This window comes from Corynebacterium falsenii, assembly GCF_020099275.1.
GTDB lineage: Bacteria > Actinomycetota > Actinomycetes > Mycobacteriales > Mycobacteriaceae > Corynebacterium > Corynebacterium falsenii.
Map to the genome: position 1 here is coordinate 2,507,734 of NZ_CP083646.1, position 25,134 is coordinate 2,532,867.

Below are 25,134 nucleotides of genomic sequence, written 5' to 3' on the forward strand. Positions count from 1 at the left end.
GGTAATTTCTATAGATCTTAGTTGCCCGCGGGGCCGGTGTCTCTCACGGCGCGCAGATGCCGGCGGGGCCCTTTGGTGGGCAGGTTTCGGCGGGACGGGTGCCGCCCGGTCGGTGCCGGCACGTCCACCCTGCGCACGATGCGCGATGGCGTTGGTTCCGGTTCCACCACCTCTGCCGCTTCTGCCGCCTCCTGCACCGCTTTTGCGAGTGCCATGAGGTCGTCATCGTCGGCATCGGCTGCATCCACCGTGTCGGGGTTGTCGTTGACCTCGAGCGTCCATCCCACGGGCACCGTGGTGCGGCGTGCATGCTCGGCGCACAGGTCCCAGCGGTGGGGATCCGCGTGGATGTGCAGTGGCCCCACGGTCGCGATTTGCTGGGCGTAATCGTACGTCAGCGTGGCGACGGCGGGGTTATGGCACCCGGGCCGGGAACAGGGTCGGTGGAAAGTCACGCGGAATACTTTACTCGATGGTGCACCGTCGCGGGCCGGTATGTCGAAGCCGCGCGTGGCCTGGTTCGGGGGCTACACTTAGCCCCTATGGGATACAAGGCGCGCATGAGGCAAGATCCGCGTGGTCGCGGCCTGCGCGGGATTTTCCTCCCCGATGTGCCGCGGTATAAGACCCGCTCGCAGAAGTTCGATGACGCCGTGATCGAGGCCTTTGAACCGATCGCCGAGCGTTACGCGGATGAGCTCGCCGCCGTTGACGTGGCGGTGGATGTGGTGCCGCGAATGCGCCTGAACACAGGCTACCGGCAGTGGCCCGATGACGTGGTGGCTGCTGGCCAGGTTCCACTGGGTCGATTGGTGCCCGCTGGCGTCGACGCCGATGGTCTCCCAACCCGGCCGAGGATTATCATTTTTCGCCGACCGATCGAGTCCCGGGTGGATAACAGGTCGGAGTTGTCGGAGATGCTGACGTATATCCTCACGCGGCTCGTCGCGGTCTATCTCAACGTCACACCCGAGACCATAGATCCCACGTTCACGTGGGAGGAATGATTAGCCGAGTCGCTTCTTCAGGCGACGGCGCTCACGCTCGGAGAGTCCGCCCCAGATGCCGAAGCGCTCATCGTGCTCGAGCGCGAACTCGAGGCATTCATCACGCACCTGGCAGGCCTGGCAGATGCGCTTTGCCTCCCGGGTGGAGCCTCCCTTTTCTGGGAAGAATGCCTCGGGGTCGGTCTGCGCACAGAGGGCCTGCTCCTGCCAATCCTGCTCGACTGCGTCGAAGAGGAGATCGAAGTCTTGGGTCAGATCGAAGAGGTTCGTGCGACGTGCGTTGTTGTCCACATTTCCTTCCCGCGCCGGGGCAGCGGAACCGCGCGTAGACAGACCCTGGTACGCAGTATCAACTGACTCGTCCACTGAGGCCTCCTTCGATTCGTTTCCGCAGAAATTGGATTGTGAGTGATGGTGTGTAGCGACGCGGCGGGTGCGGTGCTTGACCGTTCTCGTTTTTTCGCTATAGCAAGATTACACACTGGTAATTACACCGCGTCAAACTTTGCGCAAATCCTTTGCGTCACACGAGTATCACTCAGTCACATGCGCCACGCGAGACTGAACGTATTTACGGAAGCAAAATTTGTTTGACCACGACATATCCACTTTTCCCTGCGTCCGACCACAATATGTGGGCGTTATTGTCAACTCTGGCTTGAACGACCGCAAGATGTTGTGAATTTCGGAGAATTTTTTTGCCGCCCTCCGAACCGGGGCGTCGAAGTGACACAGAGACCCCCGAGGTGTATCGAGACACCTCGAGGGCCAATGAGCAAAGGGGGCGCTGGAGGCGGCGTCGGAGCCAGGCGCTGAACTGATCCACCGCGATGACCAGGATGAGCACCATGATGATGTAGGTCATCATCTGATCGAATTGAAAGGTCTTGATCGCGCGGTTGATGAGCAGGCCGATGCCACCGGCGCCCACCAGACCCAGGACGAGTGAGCTTCGGACGTTGACATCGAAGCGGTACAGCAGCAATCCGGTCAATTGCGGCAGCGTCATAGGCAAGGTGGCATGTGCCACCTGCTGCAGCCTATTCGCCCCGGATGTCTTCAGGGCGATCTGCGGTCCGTTGTCGACTTCTTCCAGCGCCTCTGCCCACAACTTTCCCATGACGCCGGTGTTGTGCAAGATGAGGGCCATCACGCCTGCAAATGGTCCAAGCCCCACGGCGGTGACAAAGATCAAGGCGAAGACAATGTCTGGAACGGCTCGGAAAAAGGACAAGATGGCTCGGCAGATCTGGTAGACCCCGCGATGAGGGCTCACGGTTTCGGCGGCGCCGAGAGCGAGGAGAAAGGCGAGGGGAACGGATAGCGTGGTGCCCAGCAAGCCGATCCACAGCGTCGTGAGAAGTCCGTTGAGACCTGGCTTCACAACCTCGGACCATCGAAGGTCGGGTGGAAAGGCCTCGGAGAAGAAGTGCACCATGTTGGACCAGTCTGCGGCCAGTTTCTCCACGTAGAACTCGGTGCTGTACACCGCGATGAGGTGAACGATGACGAGAAGCGTGAGGGCAACACCCCAGATAAGGTAGCGCCGGGCGCGATTCTGCTTGGGGACGGGAACTCGATAGACAAGGGGTTCCGAGGGGATTCGTTGGGCAGTCTTTGGGCTCATGGGTGAAACTCCTTAATCCAGTGCGTAGAGGGTGTTGATGAGCTCATGCGTACATTGAGCGGCGGGGCGGTCGAAGGCGATCCGTCCTTGTCGCACTCCGATGATGGTGTCGCAGTATTCGAGGGCCAGCTCTGGCTGGTGCACCACGGAGATGCAGGCCACGCCCGCCGTCTTGCAGATGTCTCGGAGCAATTCCATGACCTGGTGCGCGGCAGTCGGGTCGAGAGCAGAGGTGGGTTCATCCGCCAGGATCACCTGGGCCTGCTGACACAGGGCTCGGGCCACCGCGACTCGCTGTTGCTGCCCTCCAGATAGCGATCCACACCGCTCGTGGGCGCGATCTGCCAGGCCAACGCGGCGCAGGCAACCCATTGCCTCTTCGCGCAGAAGCTTGGGGAAAGTCAGCGGTGTGTAGGAACGCCATCGGGGGATGTGGGCAAGGCCGCCGGCGCAGACATTGTCGAGCGCACTCCGGCGGGGAACCAGATGAATCTTTTGGAAGATCATGGCCGTTCCAGTGAACCCGGGAACAGCGATCTCTCCCTGATCGGCGGTCTCCAATCCCGCCACGATGCACAGCGCGGTCGATTTTCCGCATCCGTTCGCGCCCAGCAGAGCTACCATCTCACCGCGGTGCGCGTCGAGGTTGATGTCGTGTAGCACCCGGTGGGAGCCGAAAGCCTTGGCCAGTCCGCTGACGCTGACGAGCTCCTCGGTCGTGAATGGTTCGTTCTTTGTTGACGACACGTTTCTTGCCTGTGAGTGAGTATCTTGGGTGGTGTTCATTACTGCACGTCCTCGGTGGTTAGGCCCAGGCTGTCCCGGAGCTCGAACAATTGCTGGTAGTCCTTCTTGGTGACGGGGACCATGGGGCCGGGCGGGTCTACGTCGAGGTAGCTGGCCACAGCCTTGACTGTCTCTGGTTTCAGACTCAGCAGTGCCTTCCGGATGCGCTTTTTCAGCTCCGGGTTGGCATCGCCGGCCACGGTGATGGGGTCGTTGGGGATGGGAGCAGACTCCCAAATCTGTCGGTAGTCGTTGGGGTTGAAGCGGCCGTCAGCCTGAGCGGTGGCGAGCGTTTGAGAGTTGATCTCTGCCGCGTCGACGGCGCCATTGGTGAGCGCAAGGAGGGCTTCGGGGTGGCCTCCCGCGTAGTCCATGGTGAGATCGCTGTCGCTCAAACCGGCATTCTTCACGGCCATGCGAGGTAGGGCGTCGCCAGAGGTAGACCCCACCCCACCCAGCGCGAGTTGCTTCCCGCGCAATTCGGTGAGGTTAGTGATCCCGCTGTCTTTTTTGACCCAGATTCCGGCGGTGTAGGTTGAGAGTTTTCCGTCGGCGTTGCCGAAGGACACCACAGGTTCTGCGTGAGCCTCGGAGCTCGCGAAGACATATCCCAGGGGGCCGAATTGCCCGAGGATGAGCGAGCCGTTGCGCATGGCGAGCACCTCGGCGGCATAGTCTTCGACGATTTGGACCTCGACTTTGCACTCGAGGCTCTGGCTCAGATCGTCAGCGATGGTTCGATAGGCGGGTTCCAGTGCGGTGGGGTCTTCGAAGGGTTCCACTCCGAAGGCGATTTTGCCGTAGGGACAGGTGTCACTATCAGCGGATTCTCCGCCGGGCGCACAGGCTGTGACGCCGAGGGACAGGACGGTGGTCAGGGCTAGTAGGGTACGACGAGCACGGGTGACGTGGTGTTTCACGACAATGGTTCTCTCGATCTCTCGTAGTGCGGTGCAACGGGGTAGTTAGAAGGTCGGCGCATCGTCGTGATTGATGATCAACGATGCGATTCCGAAGGACAGGGTCATGCCGATGCCGGAGGTCACCACGGCTACCGTGGTGCGGTCATCGGGTCGGTGGAGGACAAGGTTGGTGGACGAGCTGTCGGCGTACCTGCCTTGCCAGCGTTGGCGAACGACGGGCCGGTCGATGCCGAGAAGTCGGCTGGCCCGATCGAGAAGCAGGGATGCCGTGGATTCCTCGATGAAAGGCTCTGGGCTGTCGCTGTACGAATGCGAATCCCCGATGAAAAGCCCCCCTCGGGGATCCGGCATACCAGTGACCATGAGGTTGGCCACGCAGTCCACGAGTTCGGGCTCCCGGTCAGCCAACTCCGCGCGGAGCGCAGTGGCAGAGGGCATGGCTGCGAGGCCGTCATAACGTGCCATGGACGTGCCGGTCAGCATTGCCAGATCAGCGGAAATGTGGTCGGGTCGGTCGATGCTGGCCATCGTGAGGACGCACGTTCGTACGCCTTGGTCGTTGGCCAGGTCGGGGAAGATCGTGGACAGGTGGTGGCCTGGGCAGACCACCACCTCGGCGGCGCGAAACTCGCCGCGTGAGGTATGAACACAGCCATCGGACACCGAGAACACGCTGGTGTTCCAGGTGAACGTCACTCCGTGGGAGGCAAGCCATTCCGCCAACGCGGGTGCGGCTTCACGGGGATTGACCCGCATGTCTCGGGGAAGATGAGCTCCGCCGATGATGCCGGACGACATGCCGGACACTCCCAACCGAGCACACGTGTCCTCGGCGTTGAGCAGAAGGACCTCGCGCTCCCCACGGTGCGACGCGAACTCGCGAAGCACCTCGAGTTCGATCTCCGTGGTGGCGGGAAGGATCGTTCCCGGGGTCGCCGCCCACAGTCCCACCTCAGCAGCGGCGTCCACCCACCCCTGCCGGGATAGGCTGGCCACCGTCTGGATGGCATCGGCCTGTGCCGTGAAGCACGCGTGGCCGAAGTTTTGGATGGATGCACCGGTCGGCCGCGCCGCCGCGTCAATGACTTGTACGGACATGCCGCGATGCCATGCTCTCCACGCCGTGGCAAGGCCGATGATTCCGGAACCGACAACGATAAGGTCTGGGGTTGAAGCTGTGCTCATGTTTCCAATACTGAAGGCTGCACATCCGCTTGTCCACACTTGTACGTACAAGTTTCCCTAAACTTCACTTGTTTACCCAGATGTCACCCAAATCCAATCTCTTAGACAAGATAAACAGCGCTCCCACCTGCTAAAGTTCAGATCATGCGTTCTGCTGGCGATAACCACTTGCACGAACAACTTGCTGATTACCTCCGCGACCTCATCGCGGAGGGGCATCTGCAACCTGGGGATACGCTCCCCAGCGAAGCTGAGTTGTGCCGCAAATTCAGCAGTTCGCGTAGCCCTGTTCGACAAGCCATCACTACCCTTCGCCGAGAGGGCCTGATCTCCGGCGGTCAGGGCCGGCGCTCCATTGTGCAATCCCCCGCGGCCACCCAAAGCTTCGGAACCCTCATTTCCTTTACGGAATGGTGCCGCTCGCTTGAGGTCACCCCCGGCCAGCGGACTCTCCTGCTGTCCCGTACATCAGCGACGGCAGCATCCGAAAGCCCCGATCCATTCGTGGCCTCCGCCTCCGCGGAACTGGGTCTAAGCCCGGAGGATAACTTCGTCCATCTGCTCCGACTCCGGTTCATGAACGATCGCCCCGCCATGCTGGAACGCGCAGCGTTCCCCCTCCATGTCGGTCGCCTGCTGTTCGACTTCGACACGGATTCCGGGTCGATCTACGAATATCTCACCTCGCAAGGAGTGGAACTGTACCGCGCCGAAAACCGCATCGACGCCCTCGCTGCATCGGAATCGGATGCAACCCAGCTCGATGTCGATACGCACTCCCCCCTCCTCCGTGTTCGTCGCCGGACGACCGACACCCGAGGCCGCGTCCTCGAAGTCGCCGACGACCGCTACCTCCCCAAACACACCTCTTTCACCATCGTCAACACTCGGGATGCCTCCCCGACGACCCCCTAAGGATTCCCCCATGACTCTCCTCGTCTGCGATATCGCAGGAACAACCATCAACGAAGACGGCATCGTCTACCGCCAACTCCGCGCGTGTGTCGAAGAACAGGGCGCAACCGTCACCGCCGACCAAGTCAACGAAGTCAAGGGAACGGAAAAGCGCAACGCCATCATTACCTTGCTCTCCGCCGACGGCTCCACTCCCTCCACAGAAACAGTCGATCGCGCCCATGCGGCCTTCCTCGAGGGGCTGCAGCGGGAATACGCCGCCACCCCACCGCGCCCGATCGCTGGCGTCGAAGAGGTCCTGCAACGATTCCAACAAGCCGGCGGCAAGGTCGCCCTCACCACGGGCTTTCAACGGTCCATCGCCGATATCGTCCTGCAGGCCGCAGGGTGGGGAGTGCGCGGATCCTCCAGCGCGCCTGGCCTTATCGTCGATGCCCTCGTGACCAGCGATACTGTGCCGGCCGGTCGCCCTGCCCCCTACCTCATCCACAACGCCATGCAGCTCACAGAAACGGATTCCGTGGCTCACGTGATTTCCGTCGGCGATACAGTGGCAGACCTCCGCGCCGCAGCTAACGCCGGTGTCCGCGGCATCGGTGTGCTCACGGGATCCGTATCCCGCGAGACCCTCGAGGCCGAGCCCCACGCTCTCGTCCTCGATTCCCTCGCCGACCTCCCCGATCAGCGCTCGCTCAACGTGCCCGAGTTCAGCTAGATATCCGACGAGAAGCGCAGGCCGCCATCCGGCAGGGTTACCCCGGGCCACACCCGGGCACCACCCTGCAGTTCACACCGAGCGCCCACTACGGCACCTTCACCGATGACGGCGTCGGTCAAATGAGCCCGCGCCCCAATGCGCGCACCGGCGCCGATCACGCAGCGCTCCACGGTGGCGCCGGCCTCGATCTCCACGCCGTCGAACACCACGGAGGTGTCGACGCGGGCGCCGGCCCCGATCTCGGAGCCCCGGCCGATCACCGTGCCGCCGAGCAGCAGCGCCCCACCGGCGATCGCACTGGAATCATCCACTAGCGCCTCGCCATGGCGCCCCTCCAACAGCGGCGACGGAGCAATGCCGCGCACCAAGTCGGACGACCCGCGGACGAAATCCGCCGGGGTGCCCATGTCGCGCCAGTAGGACTGATCCACGTGGCCGAACACGCGCGCCCCGCGGTCCAGCAGGCCCGGGAACACCTCGCGCTCCACGCTCACCACACGCCCCGCTGGGATCTCCGCGATGATCTTCTTGTTGAACACGTACGTGCCCGCGTTGATCTGGTCCGTCGGCGGGTCCTCGGTCTTCTCCAAGAACGCGCTCACGCGCCCGTCGGCATCCGTGGGCACGCAGCCGAACGCCCGCGGGTCGGCGACGCGCAGCAGATGCAGCGTCACGTCCGCCTCCTGCTCCACGTGCGTCTGCAGCACGGACTGCAGATCCGTGCCGCCCAGCACGTCGCCGTTGAACACCATCGCGCGCTCAAACCGCAGGTGATCCAGCACGTTGCGGATGCCACCGCCGGTGCCCAACGGCTCGTCCTCCACCACGTACTCGATCTCCAGGCCCAGCTCGGAGCCATCGCCGAAGTGCTCCTCGAACACCTCCGCCTTAAACGACGTCCCCAGGACCACGTGCGTCATCCCCGCCGCCTTGATGCGGCCCAGCAGGTGCTCCAGGAACGGCCGCCCAGCCACGGGCAGCATCGGCTTCGGGATGGTGTTGGTCAGCGGCCGCAGGCGCGTGCCCTTGCCACCCACGAGGATCACTGCGTCCGTCTCAGCGGCCAGCGCCGCGCCGTTCTCTGCATTGGTCACGGTGTGTTCGCACCCTTTCTGTCTTGTTAAGAAACCTTGTTCAACCACACGGCGAGCTTCCCCCGCACCGCCAGCCCGAGTTTCAGCACCATGCGCACCGGCAGGTACCTCCACCCCGTCAGCCGATCGGCTTGGAAGCGGTAGGCGCTGTCGTGGTGCGCCTTCAGAACGATCTCGGGGTGCTTGCCCGCGGCGTGCCCCTTCGCGTGCCGGATCTCGGCGGATGGGGTGAAGATGTTCAGCCACCCGCTGCGGCCCAGCCGGTCGCCCAGGTCCACGTCCTCCATGTACATGAAGTAGCGCTCGTCGAAGCCTCCCACGGCCTCGAATGCGTCCCAGCGCACCAGCAGGCACGATCCGCTGAGCCACCCTGCGGCCCGCTCGGTGTCCATATTGGCATCGTCGAGGTAGCGCTTGGTCCAGGGGTTTTTCGGCCACACCGTGCCCAACAGGGCGTGGCCGATGCCCGAGCCCAGCTTTGGCACGGCCCGCGCCGAGGGGTAGGCGCTGCCGTCGGCCTCCACGATCTTCGGCCCCACACACGCCGCGCGGGGATGCCGCCTGGCGGCGTCGACCATACGATCAATGCTGCCCGGGCTGAACACCACGTCGGGGTTGGAGATGATGAAGAACTCGCTATCGATCTCGCCGGCCGCGCGCCGCTGTGCCAGGGTGCGCACACCCAGGTTCATCGCCGCGCCGTAGCCGATGTTGCCGCCGCTGTAGTGCAGCTGCACGCCCGGCCCCACCGCGGCCTCTGGTGCGCCGTCGGTGGAACCGTTGTCGACCATCAGTACCTCCGCGCCAGCGGTGGTGGCCTGCGGTACTGAGTCCAAAAAATCCCGTAAGTATTGCCCCGGCGAATACGTCACGGTAATGATCGCTATCGGTGCCATGGGCAAAAACACTACCGCAGAGCCCGCTCCAGGCTGCCCTGCCACGCTGGGAGGGGCTGCAAACCCGCGCGTTCCCACTCGCTGATGTCCAACGCGCTGTTGGCCGGTCGTGGCGCCTGCGTGGGGTACTCGCTGGTCGGGATGGGGCGCACCCGGTCCGGGTCGTGCCCGCCCAGGGCGAAGATCCGCCGCGCGAACTCATACCACGTGATCACCGGCCCCGCCCCCGCCGCGTGGAGGATCCGCGGCACGTCCTTACCCTGCGCGATGTGCTGGGCCAGGTTGACTATCGCCGACGCCACCATGCCCGCCTCACTCGGGCGGCCATACTGGTCATCCACCACGCCCGGATCTACGCCGTTCTCGGCGAGGCGCAACATTGTGCCCACGAAGTCACGGGAGGGATGCGCCGGGCCGCTGTACACCCAGGACGTCCGGACCACATGGCCGCCCTGCTCTAGCACCGCCTGCTCACCCGCCAGCTTGCTGCGGCCGTAGGCGTTGATCGGGTCCGTGGGCGCATCCACCCCGTTCTCCCTCCCCACGGGCAGCTCACCGTTGAACACGTAGTCGGTGGAGATGTGGATTATCGGTATGCCAAGTGCCGCCAGCCGGGCCGGGGCTTCAGCGTTGACGGCCCACACTGTGTCGGTCTTATCCGCGTCCTCGGCTGCATCCACGGCGGTGAAGGCTGCGGCATTAATGAGGATGGGGGCTGGGCCGGCTGGTGGCGTCGAGTAAAGAGAAGGCAGAGAGGATAGAGAGCCAGGATCCGCCAGATCCACCTCAGCCCGGGTCACGGCCACGGCGTCCGGAACGAGGCGCACAATGGCCGAGCCGACCTGACCTGCCGCGCCGACGACGATGAGCTTCGGCGTGTGTTCTTCGGCCACGGCGACATTCCTCCTGGTTGGTGACTGCCGATATTCGCGGAAACGGCGTAGAGTGTTCGCAGTACAACAACAGCACGATATATATGGCAGTGAGTTTAACGATCGATGACTGATGCTAATCGCTCCCGGCGCTCCCGGCGCACGGAACCGCGCCGATCCCGCCACATCCAAGCCGCCCCGAGTGGGCCGGAGGCCAAGCAAATTGGCTCCCGCACCGGGCGTGGCGTGCTCGCTGCTGTCTCGGCGCTGGCCCTCGGCGTGATGAGCATGGGCTACTTCACGGTCGGCAACCTCAGCAATGACCTGGCCCAAGCCAACAACCTCAACCTCGGCCAGCAAAAGGACGGCGCCACGGACATTCTGCTGGTCGGTGTGGATTCCCGCACGGATGCCAAGGGCAATCCGCTGAGCCAGCAGGAAATCGACATGCTGCGCGCTGGCGAGGAAAACGTGGCGAATACAGACACGATGATCCTCATCCGCGTGCCCAACGATGGCTCCTCGGCCACGGCTGTGTCTCTGCCGCGCGATACCTATGCGAAGACACCCGACCAGGGCAACATGAAGCTCAACGGCGTGTACGGCACGGCGAAGTTCGAAAAGGCGCAGCAGCTAGAGCAGAGCGGCGTGACCGACAAGGCCACCATCGACAAGGACTCCACCGAGGCGGGCCGGCAGGCGCTCATCAAGACTGTGGCAGATCTCACGGGCATCACCGTGGACCACTACGCAGAGGTGGGCCTGCTCGGCTTCGTGCTGCTCACCGACGCCGTTGGTGGCGTGGACGTGTGCCTCAACAACCCCGTGGACGAGCCGCTGTCCGGTGCCAAGTTCCCCGCCGGTTACCAGACGCTCAACGGCCCCGATGCCCTGAGCTTCGTGCGCCAGCGCCACCAACTGCCACGCGGCGACCTGGACCGCATCACCCGCCAGCAGGCCTACATGGCGAGCCTGGCAAACCACATCCTGTCTTCCAAGACCCTCACCGACCCTGGCTCGCTGGGGCGCATCAACTCCGCCGTGCAGCGGTCCGTGGTGCTGGATGATGGCTGGGATGTCATGAGCATGGCCTCGCAGATGCAGAACCTGGCCGGCGGCAACGTGAGCTTCCAAACCATCCCGGTGACCAGCATCGACGGCACCGGCGACTACGGCGAATCCGTGGTGACGGTGAACAAGAAGCAGGTGCACGACTTCTTCAGCCATCTACTCGGCGAAGACAAGAAGCAGGAAGAGGACAAGCCCACCGAGACGGCCGATCCGAATGCCCCCATCGAGGCTTTCGACGCGCGGTCCTACAAGGTCAATGTTTTCAACGCCAGCGATATCGGCGGTCTCGCGGGCCGCGTGGCGGAACTGACCACGACCTACGGCTACCGGCCAGGCGAGGTGGGCAACCACAACGAGACGGGCGTTTCCGAGTCCCAGGTCAACGCCAAGGATCCCAACGACCCCGCCGCTCGCGCGTTGGCGCGCCAGCTCGGCGGTCTCAAGGTGGTCGAGGACTCCAGCCTCAAGGACAAGGAAATCTCCGTCACGCTGGCCGGCACGTACAAGGGTCCGGGCCTGCAGGCTGGCTCCGCGCCGCTCACCGATCCCAACGATCCGAATGTTGGCACGATCACGCCGGGCATGAAGGACCTCGATGGCGACGGTGTCCCGGACGACAGTACTGCCGCAGCCCCCACCGGCACCGCCACCGATGCGCCGAAGGAATCCGTGGTGGGCACGCCGGGCGAGATCGACGGTGGCCCGGACATGACGAAGCCGATCAACGCGGGCAGCAACGCCCCGATGTGTGTGAACTAAAGTCCGGTTAGACTAGTCCACCATGGACTTGATCGCGCCTTTGCTGGCCACTGACCCAGCGGCTCCCCGCCTGACCACCTACACGGATGCGGGCCGCATGGAGCTCTCCGCCCAAACCCTGGGCAATTGGATGAACAAAGTTGCCAACCTCCTGGCCGAGGTCGGCGCCGAACCTGGCGATGTTGCGCTCGTGGATTGTGCCCCCAGTTGGCAGCCCATTGCCATCACGCTGGGTTGCTGGCGCGCGGGAGTGTCCGTGACGTGCTCGGCGGGTTCTGCAGAGTCAGCGGAGTCAGCGGAGCCGATGGTGGCTTTCTGCGACGACCTCGCCACCGCCGAGAACCTCATCGACGGCGTAGGTGGTGTCGCGGTGGATACCGTGTTCCTGGTGTCTACTGACCCCTTCGGCCGCGGCGTGGAGGAATCGGGCGGGGATGTGCCGTTCGGCATTCAGGACTTCTCCCCCGAGCTGCGCGTGCAGCCGGATGCCTACCTGGGCTCCGATAATGATGGTCACGATCTGTTCCGCACGGCCTCTGGCTCCCTCGACTGGGACGACGTGGCGCGTCTCGCCGAGCCACTCGATGCCGGCGCCCGAGTCATCGTGGGCGGCTGGCAGGATGAGCTGGGTCTCGCTCAGGTCATTGCCCCCTTGTTCGCGGACGGCTCCGTGGTGATGACCACGGACACCTCCCCCGACCGCGTGGCTGAGCTCGCCCAGGCCGAAAAGACCACCCAGACGGGCTACTAACTCCCCCTACTTCACGTCCCGCGATTCGTTGACGAAGAACGCGGCGGCGGCCAGCAGGCCAGCCCACAGGATCAGAATGATGCCGCTGATGGCCGGCGTATGAACCGTGGGCTGGGTGCTGGTGAGCATGAGCACATTATTGAACGGCAGGTAGGGCGCCACGTTGTCCGCGAGGAACTGGCTGGTGCTCACGAGGATCCCCTCGAACGCCGTTGCCCAGATCAGCGGCAGCGCCACAGCACCGGCCACCGACGGGATCAGCACGCCCAATGCGGAGGCCATAACGCTGATGGCGGCGATGGCGAGAACCATCCAGCCGATCTTGCCCGCGTCGTTCGTCATGAGCGGCAGCGGCGTGCTGGACAGAAGCACCAGCGCGATGGCTAGGCCGATCACGCCCGCCACCACGGACAGCAGCATGTTGACGAGCATGCTCGCCGCCACCTGCTTCCAGCGGGCAGAGATCACCAAGAAGGATTGCGCGTGCAGGTTATGTGCCCGTTCGCTGGATACCCGCACCGCCGATAGGGCGATGATGAACATGAGCGCCGGCACGAGCCCGCCGCCCGCCTGGGACGCGTTGATCGCGCCCAGTTCAGCAAGATCGAGCCCCTGGCTCTGCAGATTCTGCACTGCGTTGAGCGTGAGCGCTGCGGGCAGTACGAGGGACAGTACCGCGAAGCCCAGCAGGATCCACGTGCCCTTAAGCGACTTGGTGCGCAGCCATTCTGAGTTAATGATCCCGAGCATCTACTTGCCTCCCATGCGGTAGTCCACAGCAGCGTTGGTGGTATCGAGGAATCGCTGCTCCAAGCCTTGGCGCTGTTGCGAGAGCTCCAGCACCACCGCGTTGGTGTCGCGCGCGAGCTCGCCGATGACGCGGGCAAGGTCATCGCCGGCCATGTCCGCAGTGATGTCCATGATTCCGTTGGGCTTCGCGTCGATGGTGAAGGCAGAGTTGGCCGCTGCGGCGTCGAAAAAAGGAGCGGGATCGGCCACGCGCACGCGTACGGTCGCGCTGCCGCTGTTGAGGAACTCGTCCATGCTGTGCTCGCCGATGAGCTTGCCGCGGCCGATGAGCACGAGGCGATCGGCGGTGAGTTCCATCTCGTTGAGCAGATGGGAGCTGACCAGCACGGCGCGCCCCTGTTCTGCGTTGGAGCGGATGAGCTGGCGCATCCAGTGCACGCCCTCCGGATCCAGGCCATTGACGGGCTCATCGAGGATCAGGTGCTTGGGGTCGCCGAGCAGCGCGATGGCGAGGCCAAGGCGTTGCTTCATACCGAGGGAGAAGCCCTTGATCTTCTTCTTAGCAACCGTCTCGAGGCCGACCAACGCTAGGCATTCTTCAGCGCGGTCTAGGCTGATGCCTGCCGCAGCAGCGATGGAATTGATGTGCGTGGAGGCAGTGTGGTTGGGGATGTACCACGTAGGTTCCATGAGCCCGCCGACCACGTGTGGCCGTTCGGAACCGTAGCTGTCCAGGTCTTTTCCATCGAAGCTGACGGTTCCTTGGGAGGGGTTGTCGAGGCCCAGGATGCAGCGCATCGTGGATGACTTGCCCGAGCCGTTGGGCCCGAGGAAGCCGGTGACTTGCCCGTCGGGCACGGAGAACGTGAGGTCGTCGAAGGCCTGCGTGTCCCCGTAGCGTTTACTTAGGTTCTCTACGGTGATCATGGGTTTAAGTGTGTCACATCTTTCTTTCCGTCGACGCCACCAGCTAGCGCACGTCCCGGGAGGTGTTGGCCCACAGGCCGATTGTTATCAGGGCGCCGAGCCAGGCAATGAGAACGATGATGCCCGTGGCCCCCAGCGATGCATGCTCGAAGATCGCGTTGTCGTAGGCGACGTTGACCATGGTGCTGTTCGGCAGGATCGTGGCGAGCGGACGGATAGCACTGACCGATCCTGCGCCCGTATTGATGAGTGGTTCGAGCACGAGGATCCACACCAGCGGCAGGGAAATGGCCGCCACCTGGGAGCGAACCAGCGCCGCGAGTCCCACGGTCGCCACGGCCCACAGCGGGAAGCCAATTGCAGTTGTGGTGAGATAACCCAGCCCCTCCCCGGCATCTACATCGATCCCCACGACGGTGGCCGCAACCCACGCCAACGCACAACCGACGACGAAGGCGGAGAAGGTGAATAGTCCCACCACGACCATCTTGGCAACGAGCCAGTTGCTACGCCGCGGTTGGGTGAGGAACGCGTGCGCATTCATGTTGTGCTTGATGTCGCTGCCCACCCAGCTGCCTGCCATGATGATCGCGATCATCTGGAAGATCTGCGCTCCTTGGAGGAGGCTGTCCCATCCCCGGGCTGGACCGTTGCTCGTTTCCCCGAACACTCCGAGAAGCACGACGGGGCCGTAAAGCGCTCCGGTGAGCAGGATGAGGTAGATCCAGGTTGACCGTACGCTGGTGAGTTTGGTGATTTCGCTGCGAAGTGAGTTCATCGTTGCTGCTCCTGAGACGTGTATTCCTGTGCCCCGCTGGTTGCCGCGAGGAACCGCTGTTCAAGGTTTTCTGATTCGGTGCGCAGTCCGGTGATGAGAATGTCGTTTCGGTGGGCGATCTGCGCCGCGTGGACGCGGATCTCCGACTCCTTCTTGCCCTCGGGAATGCGGATTCGGAGGGTCTGCCCTTCGATCTCGTGCCCGAGCCCCTCGGCATGGAGCAGCTGGCTGAGGTTGGTCACCGCGGTGGTTTCCACGCTGACCGTCGTGCCGCCGGCGAGGAAGTCCGCGAGGGAGTACTCCCCGATCAGCTCACCCTTGCCGATCACCACGAGGCGATCGGCGGTCTGCTGCATTTCACTGAGCAGGTGGCTGCTGACGAGAACTGCGTGCCCGTGGTCGGCGAGGGTGTGGATGGTGCGCCGCATCCAGCTCACGCCCTCGGGATCCAGACCATTAACCGGTTCATCGAGAATCACGTGTTTGGGGTTGCCAAGCAGCGCGGCAGCCAGACCGAGCCGCTGCTTCATGCCTAGGCTGTATCCCCTGACCTTCCCCTGCGCAGCCGACGTGAGGCCAACGAGATCCAGGCATTCATCAACCCGCCTGTCGGAAATGCCCGCTCCCCTGGCAAGAACGCGCAGGTGGTCACGCCCGCTGCGTCCCGGCGTGAACCACGTGGCTTCCAGCAGGGCGCCCACGTGCTTGGGCTTTTCGCGAAGATGACTGAACGCGGTGCCATCGATGAAGGCATGACCTGCACTCGGCGCATCAAGCCCGAGGATGCAGCGCATCGTCGTTGATTTCCCCGACCCGTTGGGGCCCAAAAAGCCCGTGACCTGCCCGTCGGGCACGGTGAACGTGAGATCGCGGATCGCGTCTTTCTTCCCGTACCTCTTACTGAGACTCTCAACTGTAATCATGTCCCCCATCTTCACTGGTCACTTGTGGTCTGCGCATCGGTCCTTGGGTTGATTTTGTGGCCTCATACCCAGGTATGAGGTGTCCCTTTTATCCCGACGCCCCCACGTTGTTTTCCCCTGATTTTCCTACATAGAACAGGTTATCTAACTCTAAAACTTTTTGCAAGCTAAATCTTGCAGTGGTCGATATTGTGTACTATTCTTATTGTTGTAAGGGAATGAGCACGGGGGACGTGCTCTCACAACACATCACAGGCGGGATAACTGAGGGGGAAATCGATGAGTACAGAAGACTCTAATACCCAGGGTGGACAACCCAGTTGGGTCACAGCAAACCCAACATGTCCGCTGGCGGCTGCGCAGCGGGATAGCATTCGTGCTCAACTGACTTTGTGGGAGCTCTGCGCTCCTGACGGCGAAGACTTCGTGCCAGATGTCGCGACCGGCATTGCGGCGAAGCTGTCCATTACAGCCCATGCGGCAACGCGTTTGGCCACACACGGCTGGCTTCTGGCTCGGTGGCCAGGGTTCCAGCGCTTATTTCACACTCTGACCATTCCGGTGAAGCACATGGTGGCTGTCCTCGAGCTCACCGAGGCCGTCGATGACGAGCACCAACCAGAGATCGAATCGGAAATCATTGCCGTGCTCACGCCGGAACACCCCGGCCAGCAGCTCCCGAGCGTGCGGAGCCTGAGCTACTGGGTGCGCACCATCATCGAACGCATTCAGCCAAACGCCCGCCCGCTCGAGGAGGGCGAGGAGCTGCGTACCGAGCACACCGTGGAGCACCAGGCCCCAGAGATCAGCTTCGATAACCGTGCCAACAGCCGGACCACAATCTTCATCGGCCTCCCCAAAGCCGATGGCATCCTCGTGGAGAAGTCTCTCCGGGCCGTCGCCTCCGCACACGGGTGCTCCGTGGCAGAGGCCCTCGTGGCGATCATCCGAGAAAAGCTCGATGTCCAGGTCACGCTCAACCTGTACAAGAACACCGCGAACCCCACCGAAGACATCTTTGCGGAAGGGTCGTGGCTGCCCAAGGCCGTAGGTACGGCCTGGCTGGAGCGGGTCACGCACCTAGCGGCGCCGGGCTACGCGGAATCCGCAGGGTACTCCCCATCCGAGGCGGTAAAGGCAGCGGTGGCCGGGCGCGATGGCGGATGCCGAGCTCCAGGTTGCACGAAGGAACCCTACCTTTGCGATGTGGACCACGTGCACCGCTACGATCACGACAATCCGGAAGCCGGGGGCCCAACCAGCACGGCGAATCTCCACCTGCTCTGCCGGTACCACCACAAGCTCAAGACGGCGGGTGTCCTCGACGTCGAGCTTCGGCCGGATGGCTCCGAATGCTGGACCTCCGTCGGCGACGGCCACCAAACCATCACCACCCCCTACGGACCGTTGGGACGGGAGACCTTCGAGCGCAGGCATGGGCGGCGCACGAAAGCACTGCACACTCATCATGAGCTCACATTCCGGGACTCGGTCGAGGACATCATCGAGGAGGCTCTGAAAGAAAAGGAAGAGGAGGCACTACCCTTCTAGCAACTGATCCGCGGACACCAATCCATTGCGGAAGGCATAGAGCACAGCGTGGACGCGGTCGCGGGAATCGGTCTTCATGAGAACGCGGCCCACGTGCGTCTTCACCGTGGGTAGCGAGATGAAGAGCTCGTCGGCGATTTCCTGATTGGTGTGGCCAAGCGCCATGAGCACCAGGATCTCACGCTCGCGCGGGGTGAGCGGTACGTCCACGGACTGCTTATCTCGAATACTTCGCAGCAAGCGCGCCGTAGCGGTGGGGCTAATCACGGCTGCCGATTCGCCGACCGTGCGCACGGCGGCGATGAGTTCTTCGGGGTCGGCATCCTTGAGCAGGAACCCGCTCGCGCCGGCCTCCACCGAGCCGAGAACATAATTATCAGTATCGAAGGTGGTGAGGATGACCACCTTCGCATCCGCATCGCGGGCAAGGATCCGCCGGGTCGCCTCGATCCCGTCCATCTCGGGCATCTGCACATCCATGAGGATGATGTCCACGGGCTGCTCGGCGGCGCGTTCGCATGCCTCGCGGCCCGTGGCGGCCTCCCAGACCACGGTGATGTCGTCCTGGGAATCGAGCACCATCGCGAAACCGGCGCGCACAAGCTGCTGATCATCGGCCAGGCCCACTGTTGTCATAATCATCTCCTAATCTCAGCTCGCACACACCAGCCACCGGGATACACCTCGGAGGGTCCCCACCAGGCCGAACCGCCCACGATGCGCACGCGTTCCTTGATTCCGGTGAGCCCGCGGCCGGAGCCCTCCAACGTCTGCTCCCCCGGCGCGTTATCCACCTGCACCCGAAGGCTGTCCTCGCTCCATTCCACCGCCACGGTCGCCTCCACGCCGCCGGCATGCTTGAGCACGTTGGTCAGCGCCTCCTGCACGATGCGGTACACGGTCAGCCCGCGCACCTCGTCCAAGGGGCCAGGCTCCCCCGCGACGGTGTACGCGGCATGCACACCATTGCGGCGCGCATCCGCCACCAAGGCCGGGATGCCCGAGACACCCGGAGTGGAGGCGGTGTCTCGAGGGTCCGTGGTGGCGTCGTCGCGAAGAACGGATAACAGACCGCGCATCTGCCCCAGCGATTCGCGCCCACGCGCGGCGATGATATCCAAAGATTCCATGGCCTTAGCGGCGTCCTTGCGCCCGGCGTAGCGGCCGCCATCGGCCTGGGCGATGATGGCGGTGAGGGAATGGGCCACAATGTCGTGCATCTCGCGGGCGATGCGGTTGCGCTCGCTCACGGTCGCGAGCTCCGCCCGGGCGACCAGCGCCTCGATCTCCTGCGCCTTGCGCAACGAATTGCGCCCAATGGTCCACATCAACGCAATCGACACGGCAATGAGCAGGGCGGTGACCACGGTGACGATCCACATCCCCGGATCGCGGAGACCGTTGGCCACATTCTCGCGCTGCTCTTCCAGCGACACCACGGGGCTCGTGGACACCAACCACAGGTTCACCACCCCGGCCCACACGATTGCCGCGTAACTGCCCACCACGAGCGCAGCCAACCACCACGCACGCCGCGTCCGGATGCGCGCCGAGATGGCGTAGGCCTCGTAACACACCAGCAGGTAGCCGACCAGCATCAACGGCACAGCCGAAACTCCCTGGAGCACCATGCCGGCGCCGGCGATCGCAATGCCGGGGACAACTCGCCACTGCTGCACCACCACGCCCACGATCGACACCACCAACCCCACCACGTAGGCCGAGATCAGCGCGGAGTTCAGGCCGGAGACGTTGATTCCCACCCCGATCAGGCCGGTCACCACCACCGCCGCAGAGAGGGATAGCGCCATCCAGAGGCGGCCATCTCTCCACAGGGTCACGGTGCTGGTTGCCATGGACCTCACCATAAAGCACTTTCGCCTACGCGCGCGTCCACCTGAAGTATGATTTCCCCCATGGCTGATGTGAAGTTCGACAACGTAGAGATCCGCTACCCCGGCGCCGACAAGCCCACCGTGGCAAACATGAACCTGCACATCCAGGATGGAGAGTTCCTGGTTCTCGTGGGGCCGTCCGGCTGCGGCAAGTCCACCACGCTGCGGGCGCTGGCGGGGCTGGAGGACACGTCGGGCGGACACATCAGCATCGGCGGCCGCGATGTCACCGGCACGGAGCCGAAGGAACGCGACATCGCGATGGTGTTCCAGGATTACGCCCTGTACCCGCACATGTCCGTGCGCGAAAACATGGGCTTTGCCCTCAAGGTCGCGAAGACCCCCAAGGACGAGATCAACCGCCGCGTCAACGAGGCCGCTGAGATCCTGGGCCTGCAGGAGTTTCTCGACCGCAAGCCGAAGGACCTCTCCGGTGGCCAGCGCCAGCGTGTGGCCATGGGTCGTGCGATCGTGCGCGAGCCGCAGGTGTTCCTCATGGATGAGCCGCTGTCGAACCTCGATGCGAAACTGCGCGTGCAGACCCGCGCGCAGATCGTCAAGCTGCAGCGCGACCTCGGGGTAACCACCGTGTACGTGACCCACGACCAGGTGGAGGCCATGACCATGGGCCACCGCGTGGCCGTGCTCAAGGATGGCGAGCTGCAGCAGGTGGATACGCCGAAGAAGCTCTACGATGAGCCGGCCAACGCTTTCGTAGCGGGATTCATCGGCTCGCCCGCGATGAACCTGGTGCGCACTACGGGCGGAGTGCAGGGGTGGAATCTGGACGTGCCGAATAAAGAGCTCATCGTCGGCGTGCGCCCGGAGGGACTGGAGCTGTCCGAGGACGGCATCCCCGGCACCGTGACGATGGTCGAGGAGCTGGGCGCGGATTCGTATATTTATGTCGATACCAACCTCGGCCAGATGGTCGCCCGCGGGGGTAACTCCGAAGTGGGCGCTCAGGTGCACTTGATGCCCCGCCCCGGTGCTCACATGCACTTTTTCGACGCCACTACGGAACAGCGGGTGAACGTGGGGTAAACAAAACCCACAGTCCGGTTTTCCCAATTTTCCGTTTGAGCCACCCCCTATCAATTAAGCTGTAACAAGATTGACGTTTGCTTGAGAGGAAAGGCAACTACAGTGGCTCAGCACACGAAGAAGCTCCTGGCCGTGATGACTGCATCCGGCCTGGTTCTGGCTGGATGCTCGGATGACAAGGGCGGAAGCGACAACGGCGGCGGCAACACCGACGGCCGTGGCCCCATCACCTTCGCCATGGGTAAGAACGACACGGACAAGCTCCGCCCGGTCATCGACAAGTGGAACGAGAAGCACCCGGATGAGAAGGTGACGCTACAGGAGCTGGCCGGTGAGGCCGATGCCCAGCGCGACACCCTCGTGCAGTCCCTGCAGGCTGGTTCCGGTGATATCGACGTCATGGCACTCGACGTGGTCTGGACCGCACAGTTCGCCGCCAACGGCTGGCTGGCCCCACTCGAGGGCGACCTGAAGGTAGACACCTCCAAGCTGCTCAAGGCCCCGGTGGAGTCCGCGAAGTACATGGACAAGCTCTACGCTCTGCCGCAGAACACCAACGGCCAGCTCCTCTACCGCAACACCGACGTGGTCAAGGATGCCCCGCAGAAGTGGGAAGACGTGGTCAACGCCTGCAAGGCCGTGAAGGATCAGGACTGCCTGACCATGCAGCTGAAGCAGTACGAGGGGCTCATGGTTTCCACCGCCGACTTCATGAACAGCTGGGGCGGCGGCATCATGAACGATCAGGGCGAAGTCACCGTGACCTCGCCGGAGTCCCGCGCCGGCCTGCAGGCCATGGTCGATGGCTACAAGGACAAGGTCATCAGCTCCGCCTCCACGGGCGCGACCGAGGAGGAGACCAACCTGGCCTTCACTCAGGGTCAGACCGCCATGGCCATCAACTGGCCGTACATGTACACCAACGCTGAGGAAGCTGGCTCCGCGGTGAAGGGCAAGACCGAGGTCTCCCCGCTGGTCGGCAAGGACGGCGTGGGCGTGTCCACCCTGGGCGGCTACAACAACGGCATCAACGCCAACTCCAAGCACAAGGCCACGGCCAAGGACTTCATCGAGTTCGTCACCTCCGACGAGAACCAGAAGTCCTTCATGGAGAAGTCCTTCCCGCCAGTGCTCGCATCCGTCTACGATGACGAAGCCCTCAAGCAGAAGTTCCCCTACCTGGATGCTCTGAAGATCTCCCTGGAAAACGCGAAGCCCCGCCCGGCGTCCCCGAACTACGACGCCCTGAGCAAGGCCGTGCAGGACAACGCCTACGCTGCCCTGACCGCAGGCAAGTCCGTGGACCAGGCAACGGACGACATGGCAGCAGCGATCAAGAACACCACCACGAAGTAATTCATTTCTCTTCCGACAAGGAGTAGCGCGTGACCACCACCGCTTCCCGGCCACAACGGAAGAAGAGGGACTGGCGAGCCGTATGGCTCGTCGGTCCCTCCCTGCTGTTGTTGGCCGTTGTCATCGGCTATCCCGTCATCCGGGCGATCTACCTGTCCTTCCAGGCCGACCGCCACCTCGATCCGGAAACGGGCATGTTCGTCACCGGCGGCTTCGCCGGTTTCCAGCACTACCTGTACTGGCTCACGCAGCGGTGCATGACGCCCTCCGGCGTGGTGGCCGAGTGCGCCCCGGGCCAGCTATCCATGGACTTCTGGCCGGCGCTGAAGATCACCCTGTTCTTCACGGTCGTCACGGTGACCTTGGAGACGATGCTGGGCCTGTGGATGGCGCTGGTCATGAACCGCGCGTTCGCCGGCCGCGGCCTGCTCCGTGCTGCCGTGCTCGTGCCCTGGGCAATCCCCACGGCCGTGACCGCAAAGCTGTGGCAGTTCATCTTCGCCGACCAGGGCATCGTCAACTCCCTGTTGGGAACCACGATCCACTGGACCACCGACCCCTGGGCCGCCCGCTTCGCGGTGATCATCGCCGACGTGTGGAAGACCGCGCCGTTCATGGCGATCCTCATCCTCGCCGGCCTGCAGATGGTGCCCAGCGGCGTGTACGAGGCCGCCCGTGTGGACGGAGCCTCGAAGTGGCAGCAGTTCACCAAGATCACCCTGCCGCTGATCCGCCCGGCGCTCATGGTCGCGATTCTGTTCCGCACCCTGGACGCCCTGCGCATGTACGACCTACCGGTCATCATGATCAGTGGGTCCTCGAACTCCCCCACTGCGGTCATCTCCCAGCTGGTCATTGAGGACACGCGTCAGGGCAGGTTCAACTCGGCGTCGGCGCTATCGACCCTCATTTTCCTGCTGATCTTCGCGGTGGCGTTCATTATGATTCGATTCCTCGGCGCGGACGTGTCCGGTAAGAAGCAAGGAGCCCAGCGATGAAAATGCTCCGCCACTACATCGGTGTGATCCTCATCCTCATCTGGGGACTGGCGCCGTTTTATTGGATGGTTGTGACCGCGCTGCGGGACAAGGACTACACGTTCTCCACGAACCCCATCCCCTCGCACGTGACGATGGATAACTTCAAAGACGCCCTCGCCACGGACGCCGGAAACAACTTCCTGCGCGCCATCGGCAACAGCCTCATCATCGGCGTGGCCACCACGTCCATCGCGCTGGTGGTAGGCGTGTTTACGGCCTACGCGCTGGCGCGGGTTGAGTTCCCGGGCAAGGGCGCGGTCACGGGTATCATCCTGGCGGCCTCCATGTTCCCGGGCATCGCCCTGGTCACGCCACTGTTCCAGTTGTTCTCCAACATCGGCTGGATCGGCACGTACCGGGCCATGATCATCCCGAACATTAGCTTCGTGCTACCACTGACGGTGTACACGCTGACCAGCTTCTTCCGCGAACTGCCGTGGAAGCTGGAGGAAGCCGCGCGCGTGGATGGCGCGTCGCGCGGGCTGGCGTTCCGCAAGGTGATCCTGCCGCTGGCCGCCCCGGCGCTGTTCACCACCGCGATCCTGGCTTTTATCGCCACGTGGAACGAGTTCATGCTGTCCAACCAGCTGTCCAATACCTCCACCGAGCCCGTGACCGTGGCCATCGCCCGCTTCAGCGGCGCCTCGGCCTTCGAGTTCCCCTACGCAGCCACCATGGCCGCCGGCGCGCTGGTCACGGTGCCGCTGGTGATCATGGTGCTGGTCTTCCAGCGCCGCATCGTCTCCGGCCTGACCAGCGGTGGTGTGAAGTGACCCGCAAGAAGCTGGCGTGGGAATCCGCGCTAGGGTTCGTGGGTTTCTTCCTGGTCTTGGCCGCGATTCAAGCGGTCTGGAATGTGCTCCAGCCCGAGCCCGCAGTGCTGCCCAGCGTGCTGCTCGCGGTGCTCGTGGTGGTGGAGTGGCTGATCTGGCTGCGCTACCGGTCCTTGCGCCACAGCCAATAGGCCACAAACTCCCGCAGGAACGCTGCGGGGCGGGCGCGCACGGGGGTGGGCGCGCCGATCACATAAGCCTCGAAGTCGCGCTCGCGCTGGGTATCGCGCACGAGCCCTTCGGTGCGCAGCACGTGGAAATCGCTGGTGACCAGGGCAATCGTGGGGGAATCGCCGAGCATGTCGAGGCTAAAGTTGATGTTGTCTTCCGTGTTGGCGGCCCGCGGTTCTTTCTCGACGCCACCCCGATAGCCCATCTCATCGATGAGGAATCGGGACATCGCATCTGCCTCGGTGCAGGGCTCGTCGGGGCCCTGACCACCACTGACGATGAGCGTGGTTCCCGGCGGACAGGCCGCCGCGCCCGCGCGGCAGCGATTGGCGAGCAACGGCCCCGGCCGGTCGCCGGCCAAGCCCGCGCCGAGCACCACCACGGCATCGGTGCCGGGCACAACCGTGCGGCGCTGGGTCCCCAGGGCGCAACCGACAAACCAGAGGAAACTGCCGACCACCACTAGCCACCCGATGACACCGACTGCGCCGAGGGGGAAGAATGTGGCGTCGAACAGAAGAACGAGAGCACCGTAGATCCACGTGACCATGAGGGTGGCACCGAGCTCCGTGGTCCAGTGCACCCACGCGCGGCGATCGCCGGAGGCGAGCTTCGGGGACAGCACCGCGCCCACCACCACGACCGTGACGAGTGCCGCCGCAAACGCCCACCACATCGGCCGCAGCAGCAACTGCACGCCCCAACCGGCAAGACCCAGGGCGCAGACGGCTAGGCCAACGCCGTCCCAGCGCTTGAGGTTCACATCAAGCGCTCTCGGAGCGCCTGATCCTTCTGCAACACCTGGTCACGCATGGTGTCCTGGTAGGCGAGCATCTTGTCCATGAGGGCGTCATCGGCCACGGCGAGGGTGCGGACTGCCAACAGGCCGGCGTTCTTCGCGCCGTCGATGGACACCGTGGCGGTCGGCACGCCGCCCGGCATCTGCACGATGGAGAGCAGGGAATCCAGGCCGTCGAGGTTGCCGAGCGCGCGCGGGATGCCGATGACCGGCAGCGGCGTGGCGGCGGCGACCATGCCCGGCAGGTGAGCTGCCCCGCCCGCGCACGCGATGATGACCTTGATGCCGCGGGTGTGCGCAGTGCGGGCGTAGTCCAGCATCCGCTCCGGGGTGCGGTGGGCACTGACCACGCCGACCTCGAAGGGCACGCCGAACTCGGCGAACACCTCCGCAGCAGGTTCTACGGTGGGCCAATCCGAATCCGAGCCCATGATGAGGCCAACGAGAGGTGCAGAAGACATCG

At 63.7% G+C, this 25,134-nt stretch carries 28 protein-coding genes; 11 read left to right on the forward strand and 17 right to left on the reverse strand.

What is annotated here, in order from left to right; genetic code table 11:
- Positions 1-17: 17 nt before the first annotated feature.
- A complete protein-coding gene (locus LA343_RS10810) occupies positions 18-455 on the reverse strand; it encodes a DUF3499 family protein (protein WP_025403347.1) in 438 nt (145 codons plus the stop codon).
- A gap of 87 nt (positions 456-542) precedes the next feature.
- On the opposite strand from LA343_RS10810, the gene LA343_RS10815 reads away from it, so the two are divergent.
- Entirely contained in the window at positions 543-1,007 is a 465-nt protein-coding gene (locus LA343_RS10815) for a metallopeptidase family protein (protein ID WP_025403348.1), read from the forward strand.
- On the opposite strand, the gene LA343_RS10820 is transcribed toward LA343_RS10815, so the two are convergent.
- The 5 genes from LA343_RS10820 to LA343_RS10840 form a co-directional block, all read right to left on the reverse strand.
- Positions 1,008-1,298 carry a WhiB family transcriptional regulator gene (locus tag LA343_RS10820; RefSeq protein ID WP_310648493.1) on the reverse strand — a complete coding sequence of 97 codons (291 nt, stop codon included), beginning with the start codon at positions 1,296-1,298 and terminating at the stop codon, positions 1,008-1,010.
- Positions 1,299-1,578: 280 nt separating this feature from the next.
- Positions 1,579-2,634, reverse strand: a complete 1,056-nt coding sequence (gene phnE, locus LA343_RS10825; protein WP_025403350.1) for a phosphonate ABC transporter, permease protein PhnE — start codon at positions 2,632-2,634, stop codon at positions 1,579-1,581.
- A gap of 12 nt (positions 2,635-2,646) precedes the next feature.
- Positions 2,647-3,381, reverse strand: coding sequence for a phosphonate ABC transporter ATP-binding protein (locus tag LA343_RS10830; protein ID WP_052337678.1), 735 nt, complete (start codon positions 3,379-3,381; stop codon positions 2,647-2,649).
- Between the two features lie 38 nt (positions 3,382-3,419).
- Positions 3,420-4,340, reverse strand: a complete 921-nt coding sequence (locus tag LA343_RS10835; RefSeq protein ID WP_025403352.1) for a phosphate/phosphite/phosphonate ABC transporter substrate-binding protein — start codon at positions 4,338-4,340, stop codon at positions 3,420-3,422.
- A gap of 45 nt (positions 4,341-4,385) precedes the next feature.
- The gene (locus tag LA343_RS10840; protein WP_025403353.1) at positions 4,386-5,528 is read right to left on the reverse strand and encodes a TIGR03364 family FAD-dependent oxidoreductase; all 1,143 of its coding nucleotides are present in this window, start codon (positions 5,526-5,528) and stop codon (positions 4,386-4,388) included.
- Positions 5,529-5,672: 144 nt separating this feature from the next.
- Between LA343_RS10840 and LA343_RS10845 the strand changes: the two genes are divergently transcribed.
- Positions 5,673-6,443 carry a GntR family transcriptional regulator gene (locus LA343_RS10845; protein ID WP_025403354.1) on the forward strand — a complete coding sequence of 257 codons (771 nt, stop codon included), beginning with the start codon at positions 5,673-5,675 and terminating at the stop codon, positions 6,441-6,443.
- Positions 6,444-6,453: 10 nt separating this feature from the next.
- Positions 6,454-7,158: an HAD hydrolase-like protein gene (locus tag LA343_RS10850; RefSeq protein ID WP_025403355.1), complete on the forward strand. Its 705-nt coding sequence runs from the start codon at positions 6,454-6,456 to the stop codon at positions 7,156-7,158.
- On the opposite strand, the gene manB is transcribed toward LA343_RS10850, so the two are convergent.
- From manB to LA343_RS10865, 3 genes are read right to left on the reverse strand one after another with little or no spacing between them, the layout of a single operon-like run.
- Positions 7,155-8,255 (reverse strand): mannose-1-phosphate guanylyltransferase, encoded by a 1,101-nt coding sequence (manB, locus tag LA343_RS10855; protein ID WP_025403356.1) that lies wholly within the window; start codon positions 8,253-8,255, stop codon positions 7,155-7,157. The genes LA343_RS10850 and manB overlap by 4 nt on opposite strands.
- Positions 8,256-8,281: 26 nt before the next feature.
- Positions 8,282-9,151: a glycosyltransferase family 2 protein gene (locus LA343_RS10860; protein WP_025403357.1), complete on the reverse strand. Its 870-nt coding sequence runs from the start codon at positions 9,149-9,151 to the stop codon at positions 8,282-8,284.
- A gap of 11 nt (positions 9,152-9,162) precedes the next feature.
- Positions 9,163-10,044, reverse strand: coding sequence for an SDR family oxidoreductase (locus tag LA343_RS10865; protein WP_025403358.1), 882 nt, complete (start codon positions 10,042-10,044; stop codon positions 9,163-9,165).
- Between the two features lie 105 nt (positions 10,045-10,149).
- On the opposite strand from LA343_RS10865, the gene LA343_RS10870 reads away from it, so the two are divergent.
- Complete coding sequence (locus tag LA343_RS10870) at positions 10,150-11,853, forward strand: LCP family protein (protein WP_025403359.1); 1,704 nt, start codon at positions 10,150-10,152, stop codon at positions 11,851-11,853.
- 22 nt (positions 11,854-11,875) lie between these two features.
- The gene (locus LA343_RS10875; RefSeq protein ID WP_025403360.1) at positions 11,876-12,604 is read left to right on the forward strand and encodes a TIGR03089 family protein; all 729 of its coding nucleotides are present in this window, start codon (positions 11,876-11,878) and stop codon (positions 12,602-12,604) included.
- 6 nt (positions 12,605-12,610) lie between these two features.
- Here LA343_RS10875 and LA343_RS10880 read toward each other — a convergent pair whose 3' ends face one another.
- From LA343_RS10880 to LA343_RS10895, 4 genes are read right to left on the reverse strand one after another with little or no spacing between them, the layout of a single operon-like run.
- The gene (locus LA343_RS10880) at positions 12,611-13,354 is read right to left on the reverse strand and encodes an ABC transporter permease (protein ID WP_025403361.1); all 744 of its coding nucleotides are present in this window, start codon (positions 13,352-13,354) and stop codon (positions 12,611-12,613) included.
- Positions 13,355-14,281 carry an ATP-binding cassette domain-containing protein gene (locus LA343_RS10885; protein ID WP_025403362.1) on the reverse strand — a complete coding sequence of 309 codons (927 nt, stop codon included), beginning with the start codon at positions 14,279-14,281 and terminating at the stop codon, positions 13,355-13,357.
- Positions 14,282-14,324: 43 nt separating this feature from the next.
- Positions 14,325-15,059 carry an ABC transporter permease gene (locus LA343_RS10890; protein WP_025403363.1) on the reverse strand — a complete coding sequence of 245 codons (735 nt, stop codon included), beginning with the start codon at positions 15,057-15,059 and terminating at the stop codon, positions 14,325-14,327.
- Positions 15,056-15,991: an ABC transporter ATP-binding protein gene (locus LA343_RS10895; RefSeq protein ID WP_039910964.1), complete on the reverse strand. Its 936-nt coding sequence runs from the start codon at positions 15,989-15,991 to the stop codon at positions 15,056-15,058. The genes LA343_RS10890 and LA343_RS10895 overlap by 4 nt, the downstream gene beginning before the upstream one ends.
- Positions 15,992-16,408: 417 nt before the next feature.
- On the opposite strand from LA343_RS10895, the gene LA343_RS10900 reads away from it, so the two are divergent.
- Positions 16,409-17,533, forward strand: coding sequence for an HNH endonuclease signature motif containing protein (locus LA343_RS10900; protein WP_224208392.1), 1,125 nt, complete (start codon positions 16,409-16,411; stop codon positions 17,531-17,533).
- Here the strand turns inward: LA343_RS10900 and LA343_RS10905 are convergent.
- Together LA343_RS10905 and LA343_RS10910 are read right to left on the reverse strand one after the other, a co-directional pair.
- Positions 17,522-18,169, reverse strand: a complete 648-nt coding sequence (locus LA343_RS10905; RefSeq protein ID WP_025403366.1) for a response regulator transcription factor — start codon at positions 18,167-18,169, stop codon at positions 17,522-17,524. The genes LA343_RS10900 and LA343_RS10905 overlap by 12 nt on opposite strands.
- Positions 18,170-18,171: 2 nt before the next feature.
- Complete coding sequence (locus LA343_RS10910; protein WP_025403367.1) at positions 18,172-19,389, reverse strand: sensor histidine kinase; 1,218 nt, start codon at positions 19,387-19,389, stop codon at positions 18,172-18,174.
- Positions 19,390-19,449: 60 nt separating this feature from the next.
- Here LA343_RS10910 and LA343_RS10915 point away from each other — a divergent pair, with 60 nt between their 5' ends.
- From LA343_RS10915 to LA343_RS10935, 5 genes are all read left to right on the forward strand, one after another.
- The gene (locus tag LA343_RS10915; RefSeq protein WP_025403368.1) at positions 19,450-20,472 is read left to right on the forward strand and encodes an ABC transporter ATP-binding protein; all 1,023 of its coding nucleotides are present in this window, start codon (positions 19,450-19,452) and stop codon (positions 20,470-20,472) included.
- 102 nt (positions 20,473-20,574) lie between these two features.
- Positions 20,575-21,828, forward strand: coding sequence for an ABC transporter substrate-binding protein (locus tag LA343_RS10920; RefSeq protein WP_025403369.1), 1,254 nt, complete (start codon positions 20,575-20,577; stop codon positions 21,826-21,828).
- Positions 21,829-21,857: 29 nt separating this feature from the next.
- Positions 21,858-22,826 (forward strand): carbohydrate ABC transporter permease, encoded by a 969-nt coding sequence (locus tag LA343_RS10925; protein WP_025403370.1) that lies wholly within the window; start codon positions 21,858-21,860, stop codon positions 22,824-22,826.
- The gene (locus tag LA343_RS10930) at positions 22,823-23,641 is read left to right on the forward strand and encodes a carbohydrate ABC transporter permease (RefSeq protein ID WP_025403371.1); all 819 of its coding nucleotides are present in this window, start codon (positions 22,823-22,825) and stop codon (positions 23,639-23,641) included. The genes LA343_RS10925 and LA343_RS10930 overlap by 4 nt, the downstream gene beginning before the upstream one ends.
- On the forward strand, positions 23,638-23,832 hold the full coding sequence (locus tag LA343_RS10935; RefSeq protein WP_025403372.1) for a hypothetical protein: 195 nt from the start codon (positions 23,638-23,640) through the stop codon (positions 23,830-23,832). The genes LA343_RS10930 and LA343_RS10935 overlap by 4 nt, the downstream gene beginning before the upstream one ends.
- On the opposite strand, the gene LA343_RS10940 is transcribed toward LA343_RS10935, so the two are convergent.
- Both LA343_RS10940 and purE read right to left on the reverse strand, forming a co-directional pair.
- Complete coding sequence (locus LA343_RS10940; RefSeq protein ID WP_025403373.1) at positions 23,805-24,635, reverse strand: YdcF family protein; 831 nt, start codon at positions 24,633-24,635, stop codon at positions 23,805-23,807. The genes LA343_RS10935 and LA343_RS10940 overlap by 28 nt on opposite strands.
- Entirely contained in the window at positions 24,632-25,132 is a 501-nt protein-coding gene (gene purE, locus LA343_RS10945) for a 5-(carboxyamino)imidazole ribonucleotide mutase (protein WP_025403374.1), read from the reverse strand. Before purE ends, LA343_RS10940 begins: the two co-directional genes overlap by 4 nt.
- Between the last annotated feature and the right edge of the window lie 2 nt (positions 25,133-25,134).

Excerpts from the sequence above, each read along its gene's own strand:
- LA343_RS10815 (WP_025403348.1), top strand. The coding sequence starts at position 543 with ATGGGATACAAGGCGCGCATGAGGCAAGATCCGCGTGGTCGCGGCCTG.
- phnE (WP_025403350.1), bottom strand. The coding sequence starts at position 2,634 with ATGAGCCCAAAGACTGCCCAACGAATCCCCTCGGAACCCCTTGTCTAT.
- LA343_RS10840 (WP_025403353.1), bottom strand. The coding sequence starts at position 5,528 with ATGAGCACAGCTTCAACCCCAGACCTTATCGTTGTCGGTTCCGGAATC.
- LA343_RS10845 (WP_025403354.1), top strand. The coding sequence starts at position 5,673 with ATGCGTTCTGCTGGCGATAACCACTTGCACGAACAACTTGCTGATTAC.
- LA343_RS10850 (WP_025403355.1), top strand. The coding sequence starts at position 6,454 with ATGACTCTCCTCGTCTGCGATATCGCAGGAACAACCATCAACGAAGAC.
- LA343_RS10860 (WP_025403357.1), bottom strand. The coding sequence starts at position 9,151 with ATGGCACCGATAGCGATCATTACCGTGACGTATTCGCCGGGGCAATAC.
- LA343_RS10870 (WP_025403359.1), top strand. The coding sequence starts at position 10,150 with ATGACTGATGCTAATCGCTCCCGGCGCTCCCGGCGCACGGAACCGCGC.
- LA343_RS10875 (WP_025403360.1), top strand. The coding sequence starts at position 11,876 with ATGGACTTGATCGCGCCTTTGCTGGCCACTGACCCAGCGGCTCCCCGC.
- LA343_RS10880 (WP_025403361.1), bottom strand. The coding sequence starts at position 13,354 with ATGCTCGGGATCATTAACTCAGAATGGCTGCGCACCAAGTCGCTTAAG.
- LA343_RS10885 (WP_025403362.1), bottom strand. The coding sequence starts at position 14,281 with ATGATCACCGTAGAGAACCTAAGTAAACGCTACGGGGACACGCAGGCC.
- LA343_RS10890 (WP_025403363.1), bottom strand. The coding sequence starts at position 15,059 with ATGAACTCACTTCGCAGCGAAATCACCAAACTCACCAGCGTACGGTCA.
- LA343_RS10895 (WP_039910964.1), bottom strand. The coding sequence starts at position 15,991 with ATGGGGGACATGATTACAGTTGAGAGTCTCAGTAAGAGGTACGGGAAG.
- LA343_RS10905 (WP_025403366.1), bottom strand. The coding sequence starts at position 18,169 with ATGACAACAGTGGGCCTGGCCGATGATCAGCAGCTTGTGCGCGCCGGT.
- LA343_RS10910 (WP_025403367.1), bottom strand. The coding sequence starts at position 19,389 with ATGGCAACCAGCACCGTGACCCTGTGGAGAGATGGCCGCCTCTGGATG.
- LA343_RS10915 (WP_025403368.1), top strand. The coding sequence starts at position 19,450 with ATGGCTGATGTGAAGTTCGACAACGTAGAGATCCGCTACCCCGGCGCC.
- LA343_RS10930 (WP_025403371.1), top strand. The coding sequence starts at position 22,823 with ATGAAAATGCTCCGCCACTACATCGGTGTGATCCTCATCCTCATCTGG.
- purE (WP_025403374.1), bottom strand. The coding sequence starts at position 25,132 with ATGTCTTCTGCACCTCTCGTTGGCCTCATCATGGGCTCGGATTCGGAT.